This window comes from Helicobacter rodentium ATCC 700285 (genome assembly GCF_000687535.1).
Classification (GTDB): Bacteria; Campylobacterota; Campylobacteria; order Campylobacterales; family Helicobacteraceae; genus Helicobacter_D; species Helicobacter_D rodentium.
In genome coordinates, this window is the sequence record NZ_JHWC01000007.1 from 17,650 (window position 1) to 33,611 (window position 15,962).

17 protein-coding genes are annotated in these 15,962 nt (G+C 37.3%); 10 read left to right on the top strand and 7 right to left on the bottom strand.

What is annotated here, in order from left to right:
- Positions 1 to 30: 30 nt before the first annotated feature.
- Positions 31 to 1,023 carry a phosphoribosylformylglycinamidine cyclo-ligase gene (gene purM / locus BS85_RS0106330; protein ID WP_026944055.1) on the bottom strand — a complete coding sequence of 331 codons (993 nt, stop codon included), beginning with the start codon at positions 1,021 to 1,023 and terminating at the stop codon, positions 31 to 33.
- A gap of 138 nt (positions 1,024 to 1,161) precedes the next feature.
- Here purM and BS85_RS0106335 point away from each other — a divergent pair, with 138 nt between their 5' ends.
- From BS85_RS0106335 to abc-f, 5 genes are all read left to right on the top strand, one after another.
- On the top strand, positions 1,162 to 3,267 hold the full coding sequence (locus BS85_RS0106335) for an RNA degradosome polyphosphate kinase (RefSeq protein ID WP_026944056.1): 2,106 nt from the start codon (positions 1,162 to 1,164) through the stop codon (positions 3,265 to 3,267).
- A 236-nt stretch (positions 3,268 to 3,503) separates the two neighbouring features.
- The gene (locus BS85_RS11460; protein WP_156938075.1) at positions 3,504 to 3,674 is read left to right on the top strand and encodes a hypothetical protein; all 171 of its coding nucleotides are present in this window, start codon (positions 3,504 to 3,506) and stop codon (positions 3,672 to 3,674) included.
- Between the two features lie 132 nt (positions 3,675 to 3,806).
- Positions 3,807 to 4,118, top strand: a complete 312-nt coding sequence (locus tag BS85_RS0106345) for a hypothetical protein (protein ID WP_026944057.1) — start codon at positions 3,807 to 3,809, stop codon at positions 4,116 to 4,118.
- Positions 4,093 to 4,920 (top strand): prolipoprotein diacylglyceryl transferase, encoded by an 828-nt coding sequence (gene lgt, locus BS85_RS0106350; RefSeq protein ID WP_026944058.1) that lies wholly within the window; start codon positions 4,093 to 4,095, stop codon positions 4,918 to 4,920. Before BS85_RS0106345 ends, lgt begins: the two co-directional genes overlap by 26 nt.
- Positions 4,913 to 6,874, top strand: coding sequence for a ribosomal protection-like ABC-F family protein (gene abc-f / locus BS85_RS0106355; protein WP_026944059.1), 1,962 nt, complete (start codon positions 4,913 to 4,915; stop codon positions 6,872 to 6,874). Before lgt ends, abc-f begins: the two co-directional genes overlap by 8 nt.
- Here the strand turns inward: abc-f and BS85_RS0106360 are convergent, their stop codons facing one another.
- Positions 6,875 to 7,996, bottom strand: coding sequence for a hypothetical protein (locus tag BS85_RS0106360; RefSeq protein ID WP_026944060.1), 1,122 nt, complete (start codon positions 7,994 to 7,996; stop codon positions 6,875 to 6,877).
- 204 nt (positions 7,997 to 8,200) lie between these two features.
- Between BS85_RS0106360 and BS85_RS0106365 the strand changes: the two genes are divergently transcribed.
- On the top strand, positions 8,201 to 8,395 hold the full coding sequence (locus tag BS85_RS0106365) for a hypothetical protein (RefSeq protein ID WP_026944061.1): 195 nt from the start codon (positions 8,201 to 8,203) through the stop codon (positions 8,393 to 8,395).
- Here BS85_RS0106365 and BS85_RS0106370 read toward each other — a convergent pair.
- From BS85_RS0106370 to BS85_RS0106390, 5 genes are all read right to left on the bottom strand, one after another.
- Positions 8,382 to 9,491, bottom strand: a complete 1,110-nt coding sequence (locus BS85_RS0106370; protein WP_245596308.1) for a glycosyltransferase — start codon at positions 9,489 to 9,491, stop codon at positions 8,382 to 8,384. The genes BS85_RS0106365 and BS85_RS0106370 overlap by 14 nt on opposite strands.
- Entirely contained in the window at positions 9,484 to 11,316 is a 1,833-nt protein-coding gene (pglF, locus tag BS85_RS0106375; RefSeq protein WP_026944063.1) for a UDP-N-acetylglucosamine 4,6-dehydratase (configuration-retaining), read from the bottom strand. Before pglF ends, BS85_RS0106370 begins: the two co-directional genes overlap by 8 nt.
- Complete coding sequence (gene pglE, locus BS85_RS0106380) at positions 11,316 to 12,443, bottom strand: UDP-N-acetylbacillosamine transaminase (protein WP_026944064.1); 1,128 nt, start codon at positions 12,441 to 12,443, stop codon at positions 11,316 to 11,318. Before pglE ends, pglF begins: the two co-directional genes overlap by 1 nt.
- 9 nt (positions 12,444 to 12,452) lie before the next feature.
- Entirely contained in the window at positions 12,453 to 13,073 is a 621-nt protein-coding gene (locus tag BS85_RS0106385) for an acetyltransferase (protein WP_026944065.1), read from the bottom strand.
- 65 nt (positions 13,074 to 13,138) lie between these two features.
- Positions 13,139 to 13,744: a Crp/Fnr family transcriptional regulator gene (locus BS85_RS0106390; RefSeq protein WP_026944066.1), complete on the bottom strand. Its 606-nt coding sequence runs from the start codon at positions 13,742 to 13,744 to the stop codon at positions 13,139 to 13,141.
- Positions 13,745 to 13,873: 129 nt separating this feature from the next.
- Between BS85_RS0106390 and BS85_RS0106395 the strand changes: the two genes are divergently transcribed.
- The 4 genes from BS85_RS0106395 (at position 13,874) to cmoB (ending at position 15,939) form a co-directional block, all read left to right on the top strand.
- Entirely contained in the window at positions 13,874 to 14,311 is a 438-nt protein-coding gene (locus BS85_RS0106395) for a copper resistance protein CopD (RefSeq protein WP_026944067.1), read from the top strand.
- A gap of 11 nt (positions 14,312 to 14,322) precedes the next feature.
- The gene (locus BS85_RS0106400) at positions 14,323 to 14,709 is read left to right on the top strand and encodes a group III truncated hemoglobin (RefSeq protein WP_026944068.1); all 387 of its coding nucleotides are present in this window, start codon (positions 14,323 to 14,325) and stop codon (positions 14,707 to 14,709) included.
- A 79-nt stretch (positions 14,710 to 14,788) separates the two neighbouring features.
- Positions 14,789 to 15,004 carry a hypothetical protein gene (locus tag BS85_RS0106405; protein WP_026944069.1) on the top strand — a complete coding sequence of 72 codons (216 nt, stop codon included), beginning with the start codon at positions 14,789 to 14,791 and terminating at the stop codon, positions 15,002 to 15,004.
- Positions 15,004 to 15,939, top strand: a complete 936-nt coding sequence (gene cmoB / locus BS85_RS0106410) for a tRNA 5-methoxyuridine(34)/uridine 5-oxyacetic acid(34) synthase CmoB (protein ID WP_034551333.1) — start codon at positions 15,004 to 15,006, stop codon at positions 15,937 to 15,939. The genes BS85_RS0106405 and cmoB overlap by 1 nt, the downstream gene beginning before the upstream one ends.
- The last annotated feature ends 23 nt before the right edge of the window (positions 15,940 to 15,962 follow it).

Sequence of the window (15,962 nt, forward strand, 5' to 3'; positions counted from 1 at the left end):
ACTTTTTATTATACTATAATTTTCTTAAAATTAAACAAAATTTACAATCTTTTCTCCCCTTGCTAATTCACCTAAAATATAGCCACCTGCTTCACGCGCAATGGAATCTGCATTAGCAGAATCGCAAACAAGCACCATTCCTACACCCATATTAAAAGTGCGGTATTTGTCGGAATCTTGCACATAGTGGCAAAGCATATCAAAAATTGGCAAGTGTTGAATGTTATGCTCTCGCACATTTGCGCAGATTCCATCTGGGAGTGCGCGCGGTAAATTTTCTACCAACCCACCTCCTGTAATATGCGCTAAGGCTTTAATTTTGTTGGAAAGTTTTTTGAAGGTTTTAACATAAATTTTAGTCGGTTCTAACAGCGTTTCAATGAGTGGTTTTCCCTCAAACATAGAATCTAGCGTAATATGATGCGCAGAAAGAATCTTGCGCACCAAAGAATAGCCGTTGGAGTGGATTCCGCTACTTGGAAGCGCAATCAATACATCGCCCACTTGTGCTTGTGAGGGACGCTCTATAATTTCTCTTTCTGCGATTCCAACTGCAAATCCCGCTAAATCAAAGTCATTGTTTTGATACATTCCGGGCATTTCTGCACTTTCTCCGCCAATGAGTGCGCATTCTGCTTCTATGCAACCTTTTGTGATTCCGCTAATCACTTCTAAAGCTGCATTTTTATCTAGTTTGCCTGTGGCGTAATAATCTAAGAAAAATAAAGGGGTGGCAAAATTGCAAATTAAATCATTTACGCACATTGCAACTAAATCAATTCCAACGCTATTGAGGATTCCGCTATCAATGGCAAGTTTTAATTTTGTCCCCACGCCATCGGTTGCTGCTAACATCACCGGTTCTTTATAGCCACTTGGCAGCAAAAACGCCCCGCTAAATGAGCCAATTCCACCCAAAACATTTGCATTAAAGGTTTGCTTCACAAGTCCTTTTAGATTCTCCACAAGCGCATTGCCCTCCGCAATATCTACACCAGAATCTTTGTAATTTAATTTTTTCATATTGATAGTCCCAAGATAAATTTAAAGCAAATAATACAAAATTGCAACTTAAACCTTATTGTTGCGTATTTTTCAAGGTAAGTTTTATGCGAATTTTACTATAATAGAAAGGATAATTTAGGCAAAAAAGGAGAAAAAATGGCACAAAATGTTTTCAATAAGCCAGCAAATTTTATCAATCGCGAGTTGTCTTGGTTGCGTTTTAATACGCGCGTATTGAGTGAGGCACAAGATTCTAACAATCCACTTTTAGAGCGACTTAAATTTATCGCAATTTATGGTACGAATTTAGATGAATTTTATATGGTGCGGGTTGCAGGATTGAAGCGATTATATAGTGCTAGAATCACAGAGAGCGGTCCTGATAGACTAACACCAAAGGAACAATTAGATGAGATTCGCAGTTATCTTAAATTGGAAAAACAAAGATTAGAGGCGTGTTATCTTGAAATTAAAGGTGAGCTAAGTAAGCTTGGTTTGTGTATTAAAACTTATAACGAAGCGGACAAAAATCAAAAAAAGGAATTGCAAGAATATTTTATTAATCACCTTTATCCTATTGTTGTGCCAATCGCAGTAGATGCAACACACCCATTTCCACACTTGAATAATCTAAGTTATGTCTTAGCATTAAAGTTGCAAAGCATAGACAATCCAAGCGAAATTAAGTTTGGTATGACAAGAATCTCAAGAATGTTGCCCGGATTTGTGCGCTTAGGCGATACCTATTTTCACACAGATTCTATTGTGGCAGAATTTACTAACGAACTATTCCCCGGATTCAAAGTGCTGAGTTGGACATCATTTAGGGTAACTAGAAATGCAGATATGGAGATTGAAGAGGAAGAGGGCGATGACTTTATGGCATTGATGACAGAGGGGTTAAAGTCGCGCCGTAAGGGAGAAATTATCCGCTTAGAAATCAAAAAAACCGATGATTTAGAGCTTAAAAACTTTGTAGAACAATACATTAAAGTAACTCCTGAAGACATTTATGAATGTGAAGCTCCAATGAATTCTAATATTCTTTGGGAGATTGTGGGCAATAAAAATTTTGCAAAATTAACTTTTCCAAATTATACTTCTAAGGTTTTGCCACCGCTAGATTCTAATGCAAATATTTTCTCTGTGCTTGATTCTCAAGATATTCTTTCATTCCAACCTTATGAGAGTTTTGATCCTGTGGTGAATTTTATCCAAAGTGCGGCGAAAGACCCCGATGTATTCTCTATCCGAATGACACTTTATCGCGTGGGCAAAAATTCTCCTATTGTTAAGGCATTGATTGAGGCTGCAGAAAATGGCAAACAAGTAACTGCGCTAGTAGAGCTTAAAGCGCGTTTTGATGAGGAGAACAACCTGCATTGGGCTAGAGCTTTAGAATCCGCAGGTGCGCACGTGATTTATGGAGTGCCCGGGCTTAAAGTCCATGCCAAAATTGCGCTTGTGATTAAGAGTATTGGGCGTGAATTGCGAGAATATGTGCATTTAAGTACAGGAAATTATAACCCAAGTACAGCCAAAATCTACACCGATATTAGCTATATGACTTCTAAACGCGAATTTACGCAAGATGCAACAAAGCTTTTTCACAATCTTTCAGGATTCTCACACAAATCCAAGCTCAATACTCTGTTGGCAGCTCCATTGCAAATCAAGCCTAAAATTTTAGAACTCATTGAAAATGAAACAAAAGCAGGAAAAGAAGGTCATATTATTTTAAAAGCAAATTCCATTGTGGATACCGATGTAATTTTAGCACTCTATAAAGCTTCAACTGCAGGAGTGAAAATTGATTTAATTGTGCGTGGAATTTGTTGTTTGAGACCGGGTATTAAAGGCGTAAGTGAGAATATCCGCGTCATTTCTATTGTTGGAAAATATTTAGAACACGCGAGAATCTATTACTTCAAACACTCTGAAGTACCAATTTATTTTGCAAGCGCGGATTTAATGCCAAGAAACCTAGAGCGTCGCGTGGAGCTTATGACTCCTATTTTTGAGGATAATTTGGCAGATAAACTCTTTGGAATTATTAAGATTCAAAGTGAGGATAATGCTAAAGCACACGAACTTCAAAAAGATGGTGAATACATTAAATTAACACCAAAAGAGGGGGAAAAGCCAACAAATAGCCAAAAAATGCTAGAAGACCACACCAACACTCTTTATGCTTCTTTGAAACGCGAAGCAGAAGAAGTGAAGGCTAAAAAACTCGCAAGACGAATGCTTAAGGAGAGCTAGAATTAGGAGGAGCAAAAGGGCTAATAAAATAGTCTTATTTTGCGTGGTTAAAATCTTGAATGGATTGTCAAAAGCTAACCTTCTCGTCCTTGCAAGGAATGAAATGACAAAGCAATCTATAGTCTTGTAAATAGAAAAATTCGCCACTTAGTCATTGCGAGAAGTCGTAAGGCTTCGTGGCAATCTATAATTTTACACACCAAAGATTCTACCATTTTGTCCTTGCAAGGAATGAAATGACGGAGCAATCCATAATCAAGCATACAGAAAACTTTACAATGGAGGTTTTACAAACGAGATTCCGCATTATAGATTGCCACAAAAATCAAAGATTTTCTCGCAATGACAGAGCGGAAGCGTGGATTGCCACGATTCCACAAGCGGAATCTTGCAAGGATGAAAAATAAAACACTCTGTTTGCATTATTGTAGATTGCTTCGTCTCTCGCTACATTCTCTCCTTGCAATGATAAAGCGCACAAAGATAAATTTAGTCGCTTTTTGCTACAATTTATTTTTATTTGCTTTAAGGGTTAAGTTTTGAAAATTAAAAAAATAGATGATAACACTTTTATTTTGCGCGGTAAAATCAAAGAAATAAGTGATTACCACGATATAAAAATGCTTTTAGAAAAGCGCAAAAATGAACCTAATGTGGAAATTCACTTTGAGATTCCGCAAGCAAGAGAGGTTAATTTTTACATTCTTGGCTACTGCTTAAAATTGGCGCGTAAGAATGGGTTTAAATTTCACTTTTACATCGCAAATCCTTATTTATACGATACCTTTGTGCGCTTGGGATTGCATCAGTTTTTTGAGGTAGTCAATGATAGTATGGAACTCTATTTATAGCCATTTTAATCCCATTGCGTTTTCTGCATTTGGAATCCCTGTGCATTGGTATGGCATTATGTATGTTTTGGCACTGCTTGTGGCATTGTTTGTCGCAAAATGGATTGCAAAACAAGACCATTATCCCATTTCAAACGCGCTCTTGGATAGCTATTTTGTTTGGGTGGAAATTGGCGTGATTTTGGGAGCACGCTTAGGATATATTCTATTTTATGATCCCTATACGAGTTATTATTTAAGCCACCCTTGGGAGATTTTTAATCCTTTTGATAGGCAGGGGAATTTTGTTGGTATTCGCGGAATGAGCTATCACGGGGCAGTGATTGGGTTTTTGGTTGCTTCTGTATGGTTTGCAAGGGTGAAAAAAGTAAATTTTTGGCTTTTTATGGATTTAGCGGGGCTTAGTATTCCGCTAGGCTATGTGTTTGGGCGCATTGGAAACTTTCTCAATCAAGAATTAATCGGGCGCGAGACAAGCAATGGAATCGGAATCTATGTAGAGGGAATCTTGCGCCACCCCAGCCAACTTTATGAGGCATTTTTAGAAGGAATCGTGGTGTTTGTGATTCTATATTTTTGGCGCAAACGCGCGCGTTTTGTCGGAGAGATTGGAATCCTCTATGGCGTGTTGTATGCGTTAATGCGCTTTGTTGCAGAGTTTTTTAGAGAACCCGATGCGCAACTTGGATTTATCGCCTTTGGTTGGCTAACACAAGGGCAATTACTCTCCTTGCTCATTGGAGGATTTTGCTTCGTGCTGTGGCTGTATAAGGGCGCACAAAATAAGGCAAACAATGGCTAATATTTCGTTACAAAATATTTCTAAACAATACGATTATAAGGCGATTTTGCAAGATATTTCCTTGCATATTGAGGAAAATGAACGCGTGGCGATTGTCGGGCGCAATGGAGCGGGAAAATCCACTTTACTTAAGATTCTAAGCGGGGATTTAGAGGTAGATGAGGGGAGTAGAATCGTAGAGGGGGATTTAGAAATTAAACATCTAATCCAAAAACCAAGCTTCAAGCCCACCCAAACCACCAAAGAAGCAATCATTGAAGCACTAAGTGAGCAAACAGAGGCGCGGAATCGCTATTTTGAAGTGGCAAAACTCTTGCAAGATTCCCCGCAGGACAAGACGCTTTTAAGTGAGTATGCACAACTTACGGGATTCCTTGATTATCACAATGCGTGGGATTTGGATTCCAAAGTCAAGCAAGTGCTAGAGACTTTTAAGTTAGAATCCCTGCAAGATAAGTTTGTGAATTTGCTAAGCGGTGGGGAGCAAAAACGCGTGGCATTGGCGTGTTTGCTACTACATAAACCGAATATTTTGCTACTTGATGAGCCAACAAACCATTTAGATGTGCAAATGGTAAAGTTTTTGGAATCTATGCTTTTGGGGGCAAATTGGACATTGGTTTTTATCAGCCACGACCGCTATTTCATTGACAGAATCGCAACGCGCGTGGTGGAGGTAGAGGAGGGAAAGATCCGCAGTTTCAAGGGCGGATATAGTGATTATCTACGCCAAAAGGAAGCTTTGCTCCTAAGCCTTGCCAAAAGCCACGAAACCTTGTTAAAGCATTTAAAGGCAGAGGAGGAGTGGTTAGCGCGTGGGGTTCGTGCGCGGGTAAAGCGCAACGAGGGGCGCAAGGAGCGCATTATGGAAATGCGTAAAATGGCTAGAACTAATCCTTCTATTATCCGCAAAATGACTTTGGAGCTAGAGCGAGAGCGCAAAAATTTCAACCAAGAGGAGGGTAGCAATCGCAAAAAAATGCTTTTTGAGACGAAAAATCTCTGTGTGGAAATGGATAATAGGGTTTTGATTCAGGACTTTACAACAAGAATCTTACAACGCGATAAAATTGCGATTGTCGGGCGCAATGGAGCGGGAAAATCCACTTTGCTAAAAATACTTTTAGGACGCATTGCTCCAAGCAGTGGAAGTGTGGAGAGGGGTGATGTGAAAATCGGGTATTTTGACCAGCACAGAGAAATGCTAGAGGATTCTAAAGACTTGTTAGAGACTTTTTGTCCTTTTGGCGGAGACCATATTGAGGTGCGTGGCAAGAGTATGCATATTTTTGGCTATTTAAAGAATTTTTTGTTTCCTAAGGAGTTTTTGGATAAAAAAATTGGCGCATTAAGTGGCGGAGAAAAGAATCGTGTTGCCCTTGCTTTGCTTTTTACAAAGGCTTATGATTGCCTTATTTTGGACGAACCAACCAATGATTTAGATATTCCCACGATTAATATTTTAGAAGAGTATTTGCAAAGCTTTGAGGGGGCGATTCTTTTTGTAAGCCACGATAGATATTTTGTGGATAAAATCGCCCAAAGACTCTATGTTTTTAGAGAAAATGGCACAATTATGGAATCGCATACGAGCTTTAGTGAGTATTTGGAGATTGAGCGTGAGTTGCGCGAATATGAAGCTTTTGCTAAAGAATTAGAATCGGATTCTAAAAATGCGACCCAAGAGGCGGATTCTAAAAACACCAAAGAATCCAAAGAATCGCAAAAGAAAATGAAGCTTAGCTACCAGCAAAAGAGACTTTTAGAGATTCTACCCCAAGAGATTGAAAGCCTAGAAATGGAAATAAAAGAGCTTGAAAAGTTGCTATTTAGCGGGAGTTTAAGCACACAAGAGTTGCAAGAAAAGTCTTTAGAATTTGAAAGCAAAAAGGCGATTTGTGAAGAAAAAATCACGCAATATTTGGAGTTGGAGGAGTTGAATGCAAAGGGGTAATTAGAGTTTTGTTGGGAATACAAGTAGCATTTGAAATGCAATTTCAATGTCTGCACAAGTGATATTGGATAGTGCAGTGTGCATTCCATAGGATAAAGGATTCTCTTTTGTATTAAAGTGCTGTGGTTGCCAAGAGATTTTATATCCATTGGTTTCTAAGGAATTGGGTTCTAAATAAAAGGATAAAATATTCGCAATGGAATCCGTGATTTGTTCTTGCTCTTCATCAGAGAATCTCTCCGCGACTGATGCAAACAATTTGTGTCCCGTAGCTTCTATTTTACGCTCTCTGTAAAAATTGATATTTTCTTCAATCCTTTTTAGGGTTTGCATATCCACTTCTTTGTTGTCAATGGAGTTTTTTAGTGCCATAGGTATTGCGCTCAAGAAACACTTAAGTTTATCCTCTAAATGGATAGATTCAGTTCGGATTCCATATTCTAGCAAAAGAGAGGAAATTTTTTCATTTTCTTTTAAAACCTCATTGCTACTTATTGATGTATTATCTGTATAATAATAATTTTTGTTTATTATTTCTTGTATTATTTGGGGATTCTCTTGATAGATTTCAAGCATTATTTTATCCATTTTTGATTCAAGGAATCTTTGGGATTCGTTCGCTTCTTGGAATGTAATTGTTCGGGTTGCATTGGGTTTTAATTTGGAATCAATTTTTTTAATAAACTCTTTTCTGTCTAAATTTCCACCATAATCACAGGATTGAATATTTAATTCTTTTACGAGATGCTTAAGGTTCTGCCTGTAACGATAGCTATAATTTGTGATTTCTTGTAAAATCTCCTTTTCACTAGAGGAGAGACTTTTAAATTCTTGATGGATAGGGTTTTTGGTTTGATTTTTATCCAAAAGATTGGCATAAATATTGATAGGATTCTTGGGTACATGGGTGCTTGTGTTAGAAAAATGAATCTTTGGCTCAAGTGCGGTTTGCAAGAACCAATCCATTGTCTTTTTGTCAGAAAGATTTTTTGTTTTGTCAAGGTGTTGCGAGGTTTTGTCTGTTTTATGTTGCTGTGGTTTGCAAATTTCGTAAGATATTTTCGGTAAAGAATCCCAAATAAGCACTGCCCTATCTCCTCTTGTTTGTAAAAAAATAAGCAAATTTTATTCCAAAGTATCCTTACAATATAGATTTGTATTTTTCAGTGAGCATTTTCAATAAAACATAGAAAGTTTTTAATCCACCCCTTGACAAACACCGAGAAAACAGGATTGTTCTAAACTTTGTTAAATCTTAACAATTTCCCCATTTTTTATTTACAAGTCTTTTTTATAATTCTTAACAAAAGATTTTAAGGATTTAGAATGAAAAATTTAATTTGTATTGTATTTGCGTTTTTGGTTTTAATATTTGGTGGTTGTGAAAGTAGAATTTTAATCACAGAAAATCAAATCCAACCAGCTTCGGAATACAATATTGTAAAATTTGGGAATTTAAACTATTTTAGCATACAATCTATCTATCAAAGCCATTTTAAAAGAGCCTTTATTTTTCATTAGGCGTTTTGTTTAAGCAATCAAGAATGAGTTGTTGCCATTTTTCTAACACAACTTTAGAGGAAAAGCGTTCGTAAGCTAATGCGGTATTCTTTGCATAATCTTTTCTGTTTTGTGCCATTTTAACGAATGCAGCCACAAGGGATTCCACTCTTTTTTCATTCATTTCCACCAAGATTCCATTGCGTATAGAGGAATCACAACCGATAATCTCTTTTGGTCCATAAGGACAATCATAGCTCACCACAGGCGTTCCACACAAAAGCGATTCAATTAAAACATTGCTTAAGGCTTCTCTATGACTTGCAAGGGCAAAAAATTCGGCATTGGCATAATAAGGTATTAAGGATTCTATTTTGCCCAAGAATTTACATTTTAATCCTTTGGCTTGTTCTTCTAATGCTTTTCTTTGGATTCCATCTCCTGCAAGTAGCAAAGTGTATTGCGGAAACTGCGCACTAAAAATTCTAAAGGCGTCTATTAATTCATCAAAGCCTTTTGAAGCAATCATTCGTCCCGCAGTTAAAATGTAGGGTTTGAAAGAGTTTAGATTCTCTACTAAAGCGTGGGGATTGGGGGTTATTTCCACGGGATTTGGCAAAACATAGACATTTTTAACAAAAGAATAATGCTTCAAATCTTGTTGTGTAAGGGTGGTAACGCAATTTGCTAAGGGATAGGTTAAGTAGCGTAAAATGCGCCAAAATTTAGATTCTAAAGCATTAAAAATACTATGCTCTGTTGCAATGCAAGGAATCCTAGCCATTTTGGAAGCAAGAATCGTTAAAATATTGGTTTGATGTATAAAGCCAATGCTTAAATCCACCTTTTGTGCCCTGAATGCTCTCCAAAGCTTAAAAATGCGCAGGATATTGCCAAGCACCCCACGCTTTTTGGTTGCAAGGATTCGGATTTCCACATTAGGGTTTAGAGGATAGAATCTCTCTTTGTCATTCCATATAAAAAGCAAGATTCTATATTGACTAGATAGTTCGTTTGCTATAAGACTTGCTACGCGTTCCGCTCCTCCCATTCTAAGAGAGGAAATTACAAAGGCTAAAGTATGGCGTTTGGAATCACTCATTTCTGTGCTAAGCATTATGGTTAAACTCCACTACAATTTCTTTAAGCTTTGCAATTCGCTCTTTGGAGTTTTGAGCTTTCATTAGCTCTAAAATATCTGTATTGAGTTTGTGAATGTCGTATTTTGTAGGACGAGCAACTTGTATAGAAGGATATTTTGTTTTGCCCTCACTCTCGCTAAGCAATAATTCCTCATAAAGTTTCTCTCCCGGACGCAATCCGCTAAATTCAATAGAGATTTCATTTTCTTTACCATAAAGTCGCAACATATTTTTGGCTAAATCCACAATCTTAACCGGTTCTCCCATATCCAAAATAAAAATTTCTCCTCCTTTGGCTATCGCACCTGCTTGAAGCACAAGCCGACAAGCCTCTGGAATCAACATAAAATAACGCGTAATTTCTGGGTGCGTAACGGTAATAGGACCTCCTGCTTCTATTTGTGCTTTAAATTTTGGGACAACCGAACCGCTACTGCCTAGCACATTACCAAAGCGGACGGCGACAATTTCACTATTCTTAGATTCCACATTTTGCGCATAGAGTTCTACAATCCGCTTAGTTGCACCCATAACATTTGCTGGGCGCACCGCTTTGTCCGTAGAGATAATGACGACTTTTGGCACACAAGATTCAATCGCGCTATCTAGCACATTCTTGCTACCGATAATATTGTTTTCAATCGCGCTTTTTTGATTGTATTCACAAAGTGGCACATGTTTGTAGGCTGCTGCATGGACAATAATGTCTGGTTTTTCTTCTTGGATTAATGCTTGGAATCTTTCTTTTTCCAAAATACTTAACAAACAAGGGCGAAGCAGGGCTTTAGAATCCATATTTTGCTGTAAGCATTTTTGATTTAATTCCTCTAAAATCGCATACAAATTAAACTCGCTATGTTCTACTAGCACGATTCTTTGTGCGCCAAATTCTACACATTGCCGCACGATTTCACTGCCAATACTTCCACCTGCTCCTGTGATAAGCACTTTCTTGTCCTTTAAGAATGCGCCAATAACCTCTTTGTCTAAATCTTTGCTTGGGCGAGAGAGTAAGTCCTCAATAGAAATGCTTTTGAGCGGTTCTGTAACGCTTTTTTGTGTATCGTCTTTTAATAGATTTGCAATTTTGATTTCATCTATGCCTAATTGCGTGAGTTGGTTGAAGATTTCTTCTAGTGGGGGTTTTGCAAAAGGGCGCGTAAGAATCGCGGATTTAATTTTGTGTTTTTGTATTAATTCTTTTAATGCACTTTTGGGATAGATTTTAAGGTTTGAAATATAATTTCCTATCGTTTTTTCATCTTCTTCAATGATGGCAAGAGGGTAGAATGGAATCTCACTATTTAGTGCAGCCTTGATGAGTGTTGCGCTTTGTGTATTTGCGCCAAAGATAACGGCGGGTTTGGGAGAGTTCTTTGGGGAGTTTTCTAGGTAAATGCGTTTAGAGATTCTAATAGCTCCTATAAAAATGCTAGAAATAACAAAATCAATCCCTATGACACTTAAAGGGAAGTTTCCAAAGATTCCTCCAAAGAATGCAATAGCGCAAAAAACTCCATAGGCTAGGATATGCGCATAAAATATTTTTAATGCTTCTAATAATCCAAAGAATCTCCAAGGCACAAGATAGATTTTAAAGAGGCTTAAGAATAAGATTTTTAAAGAAATCAACACACAAAAAGCAAGTGCAACAGAAAAATTAAACTCTAAAGGCACTTGAAAGCTAAAGCGCAAATCATAGGAGAGAATCAGTGTGAAGTAAGAGAGAAATAAGTCTATACAGACAAAAAATATAATACGCTTAGCATTACTTGGGCGAAATAAAACAGATTGTAACACTAGCAAGTCTTTAAGAATTTTTGAATAAGGCTTACAATCTCATCAATATTGCATTTTTCTAATGCTCCACCGCTTGGCAAACAGATTCCGCTTTCAAAGAGCCTCTGGCTTGTGCCATCAACAAAAGAAGTGGAATCTCTAAAGAGTGGTTGCAAATGCATAGGTTTCCATAATGGACGCGATTCTATTCCTTCTTTAGCTAGGGATTCTACAAGAGCTAGAGGATTGACTTTAGGGCTTAAAAAGCGTAGGGTTGTTAGCCAACGATTGCCCCTTGAGTTTGGAATCTCAGGCATAAATTCTAAGATTTCAGATTCCACTTCTTTGCGTAAAGCCTCACTATACCATTCAAAAATTTCTCGTCTTTTAGCAACTTTATCCTCAATTTGTTCTAGTTGTCCTACGCCAATAGCGGCGCAAATATTGCTTAAGCGGTAGTTATAGCCATAGTCTAAATGCTCATAAAAGGGTAAATTTTCACGCGCTTGAGTAGAGTAATAACGAGCCTTTTCTAACTTTTCTTGGTTTTTACCAAGCAACATACCACCACCACTTGTAGTAATAATCTTGTTGCCATTAAAAGATAAAACGCCAAATTCTCCAAAGGTCCCGCTATGTTTGTTGTCATAAAATGCTCCAAGCGATTCTGCGGCATCTTCAATCAATAGGATTCCATATTGGGAGCAAATTTCTGCAATTTCTGCAATTTTAGCACATTGCCCATAGAGATGTGTAACAATGAGGGCTTTGGGCTTTTGGGGTAGGGATTCTAAAGCGTGGATTAGTAAATTTGGGTTTAGATTCCAAGAATCCAAATCGCTATCAATAAAGATTGGAATCGCACCTTGATAAAGAATCGCATCAATAGAACCAATGAAAGTGAAACTGCTTGCAAGCACAAAATCGCCTTGTCCAATCCCGCTTGTGCGTAATGCTAAATGTAATGCCGCTGTACCAGAATTGAGTGCTAAGGCATTAGGAGAGGCTGTGTAGGATTTAATATTTTCTTCTAAGGTATTGACAAATGCGCCAAGTGGGGCGATAAAGTTGCTTTCAAAGGCTTCGTAGATATATTGTTGTTCTTTGCCACTCATTTGCGGAGGAGATAAAAAAATTCTAAATCCCATAATTTCTCCTTATTCTAATTCTTTTTTTGCTGGATTACCGACAACTTTTTTATATGATGGTATATTGCTAACCACTACGCTTCCTGCACCAATAAAACAATGCTTTCCAATGTTTTTTCCCTCAATGACGACACTTTTAGCCCCAATATGTGTGCAATCCCCAATATGCACATTGCCACAAAGGGTTGCACTAGGCGCAATATGTGAAAAATCTCCAATATTGCAATCGTGTTCTATAATACTTCCACTATTGACAATAACTCCAGCACCAATTTGAGCGTGGGCGTTGATGATAGCATTTGGCATAATGACACTCCCATTGGCAATTTTTGCTGATTTTGAGATTATAGCACGACAATGGGCAACAAAAGGCAAACGGAATTGATTTTCAGTAAAAAAATGATAAAGTCTTTGTCTTACAAAGTTGTCTCCAATAGCTAAAATAATGCCAAACTCTTTTGCATTTGGGAGATTAAGAAACTCGTCTCTTGTGATAGCGGCGATTCCATTAAGTGTTTTGCCTTGTGGATTGTCATCAATGAGAATCTTAAAAGATAAATTTTGAGATTCTAAAATATCTGCAACAACTGCACCATGACCACCAGCACCAAATATTGCTAGTTTTTTCATTTGTGTCCCTGTTTGAATGAATTTGATTTTATAGGGGCATTAAAAGGTTTATGTAATATCAAGTTTTAACCTTTAAATACAATTTTTCCTTTTTGTGTGCTTAGAATCTTTTGCGCCTTGAGTTCTCTTAAAATGCGTGAAAGCGATTCGGCACTCGTATTAAGTCTTTGTGCTATTTGACGTTGCGTTAGGTTGGAAAGTTCAGCTTCATTGGCGCGTAAAAATTCCACTAAACGTTCCTTTAGGCTTAAAGAATTTTGTGCGATATGGGATTCTAAAACCTTGATTTTATTGCAGAGTGAGGCGATAAAAGTATGACAAAACGATGGGTTTTCTATGCAATGTTTCTGAAAAGTGGAGAGGCTGATTTCTAAGACTTCGCATTCCTCTTCACATGTAGCACTAGCGGGAAAAGCTTGGTTTAGAAAACTTGGCATTTCTGCGATGAAATTTGGGGCGCAAATACAATGCAAAGTTTGTTCTCTCGCTATTTTTTTAGTGTTTTTGCCTCTTATTTTTTGGGTTTCTTCTATGGTTTTATAAACCCTTACTTTCCCGCTTAAAAGCACAAAAAGTTGTTTTGGGATTTCACCCTCAAAAAACAAAATTTCCCCTTTTTGATAAAAGCGTTTATAACCCAAAGAAATTAACATTTTCAAGTAATCTTGCATAAAAACTCCCTCCTAAAGCGTGGATTTTAAAGTTTTATATATTTTAACAAAAGCATTAACGATTATCAACTTTTTTGTTTAAAAAATTAGTTAGCATTGCACAAATAAAATATTTACAAGGAATCTAATGTGGATAATTTATATCCTGTTATTTTGATTATTCATCTATTTTGTGCTATTGTCTTTGTAGGCTATCTCTTTTGTGATGTAGTGTTTCTTAGCCCGATTCGTAAGGTTTTGGGGGAGGAATTTGCAGATAAAATGTTTAGTATTATTGGTAGGAGAAGCAAATGGATTCCTCTATGCTTTATGATACTTTTTGTAACAGGATTGATAATGTTAAGTCAATATGTTGGAAAAGAAATGGGATATTTTACTACAACTTTGCAGCAACTTTTAATTATCAAAAGCTTTTTAGCATTTGGAATTGCATTGATGATAATTGTTTCTTTGGTGTTTTATTATGGGCTTAAAAAACCAAGCCCTTTACAGAGAGTAATTCACCCCATTGCTTTGGTTTTGGGAGTACTGATTGTTGTTTTGGCAAAACTTGCATTTTATATTTAAAGGAGCAAAATATGGAAAAATATAGTGAAATTTGCGTAGAAGGCATTGATTTGTTGATGGATATTTTTTATGCAAAGATTCGTGTAGATAAAAGTGGCGTGGGAGATATTTTTAATAACCAAATTGGCACAGAGGATATATTGTGGGAAAAACATAAACGCAAGATTGCAAATTTTTGGTATGGAATGTTGCTAAATATTGGAGATTATAGTGGTGCTCCATTGAAAGCGCATTTGGATTTACCTCCCTTTCCGAGAGAATTTTTTACTATTTGGTTGGAATTGTTTGAGGAGAGTTTGAAACAAGTTTTTTGCGATGAGGTGGCAGCGCAAGTTCTACAAAGGGCGCAAATGATTGCAGCAAGATTCCAATTTATGCTTTATGAAAGCAGACATTAACATAAGTTATTTTATTGCACAAATGATGCTTTTTGAGTATAATTTTATCAATAGAATCATTTTGCTAGGAATTAATGCAATGCTAAGAAGTTTAAAGTTTGTTGTTTTTGTGATTGGGGCGGTCTTGTGTGGTGGTTGTTATCAAAATGCTTGTGGAATCTCGTCTTCGTATTGGGACGAAAAGGGCTATTATTATGATGCGCAGGGTAATTATCACGAAACTTGCCCGGAGAATTTGATTTACAAAGAAAAAGCTTTGCAGCAACGAGAACAAGAGGCGTTGGAATCTTTTTAATGCAAACATTGCACCAAAGTTTAGAGCAGAGAAGAATAGAGCATCAACGCGCTTTAAACTTCAAACATATTGCGCCCTTGTCTGCACAAATAGAAAGTTTAAATACGATTCCAAAGCCTGAATTAGAGGGGATAAAGGTTGTTTATGGCGATATGGTGGAGATTTGGGTTCCAAACCTTAGTGTAAAATCTTTTGAAATCGTTTGTGAAGTCGCAAAAGCTTTGATTCCTTGGCGCAAAGGTCCTTTTAAGATTAACCATTTGGAAATAGAGAGCGAATGGAATAGTGCAATCAAATACAATCTACTTGCGCCGCATTTGAATTTGGAAAATAAGATTGTAGGGGACATAGGGTGCAACAATGGTTATTATATGTTTAGGGCTTTAGCGCAGAATCCTGCTAAAATAGTAGGGTTTGACCCTATGCCCCTATGCTTTTTGCAATACCAATTTTTGCAATTTTTTGCCCTTGAAAATCGCTTAAGCTTTGAAATGCTTGGCATAGAGGAATTGCTTTATTTTGAGAAAAATTTTGATGTGCTACTTTGTCTTGGGGTATTGTATCATCGCAAAAGCCCATTAGAAGCGATTAAGCTTGTCTATAATGCTTTAAAAAGTGGTGGCGAAGCAGTTTTTGATAGCTTGATTCTTGAGGGGGAGCAAGAGATTGCGCTTTGCCCCAAAGGAAGTTATGCGAAAATGTCAAATGTCTATTTTGTCCCCACGCTTTGCACTTTTAAGGGTTGGTTGGAAAAATGTGGATTTAGAGAAATTACGCATATTGCAACGCTAAAGACTACACTAGAGGAGCAACGCAAGACAAAATGGAGCAGTGGAGAATCCTTAGGGGATTTTTTAACCCCCAGTGGTGAGCAGACGATTGAGGGGTATCCTGCTCCTAGACGCGCATATTTAAAGGCTAAAAGGATTCATTAGATTTGCCATCAAACACATTGATA

Coding starts and splice junctions, on each gene's coding strand:
- BS85_RS0106400 (WP_026944068.1), top strand. CDS start 14,323: ATGGAAAAATATAGTGAAATTTGCGTAGAAGGCATTGATTTGTTGATG.
- purM (WP_026944055.1), bottom strand. CDS start 1,023: ATGAAAAAATTAAATTACAAAGATTCTGGTGTAGATATTGCGGAGGGC.
- BS85_RS0106365 (WP_026944061.1), top strand. CDS start 8,201: ATGAAAAATTTAATTTGTATTGTATTTGCGTTTTTGGTTTTAATATTT.
- BS85_RS0106385 (WP_026944065.1), bottom strand. CDS start 13,073: ATGAAAAAACTAGCAATATTTGGTGCTGGTGGTCATGGTGCAGTTGTT.
- BS85_RS0106405 (WP_026944069.1), top strand. CDS start 14,789: ATGCTAAGAAGTTTAAAGTTTGTTGTTTTTGTGATTGGGGCGGTCTTG.
- pglE (WP_026944064.1), bottom strand. CDS start 12,443: ATGGGATTTAGAATTTTTTTATCTCCTCCGCAAATGAGTGGCAAAGAA.
- cmoB (WP_034551333.1), top strand. CDS start 15,004: ATGCAAACATTGCACCAAAGTTTAGAGCAGAGAAGAATAGAGCATCAA.
- lgt (WP_026944058.1), top strand. CDS start 4,093: ATGATAGTATGGAACTCTATTTATAGCCATTTTAATCCCATTGCGTTT.
- BS85_RS0106390 (WP_026944066.1), bottom strand. CDS start 13,744: ATGCAAGATTACTTGAAAATGTTAATTTCTTTGGGTTATAAACGCTTT.
- abc-f (WP_026944059.1), top strand. CDS start 4,913: ATGGCTAATATTTCGTTACAAAATATTTCTAAACAATACGATTATAAG.
- BS85_RS0106370 (WP_245596308.1), bottom strand. CDS start 9,491: ATGCTTAGCACAGAAATGAGTGATTCCAAACGCCATACTTTAGCCTTT.
- BS85_RS0106335 (WP_026944056.1), top strand. CDS start 1,162: ATGGCACAAAATGTTTTCAATAAGCCAGCAAATTTTATCAATCGCGAG.
- BS85_RS11460 (WP_156938075.1), top strand. CDS start 3,504: ATGACGGAGCAATCCATAATCAAGCATACAGAAAACTTTACAATGGAG.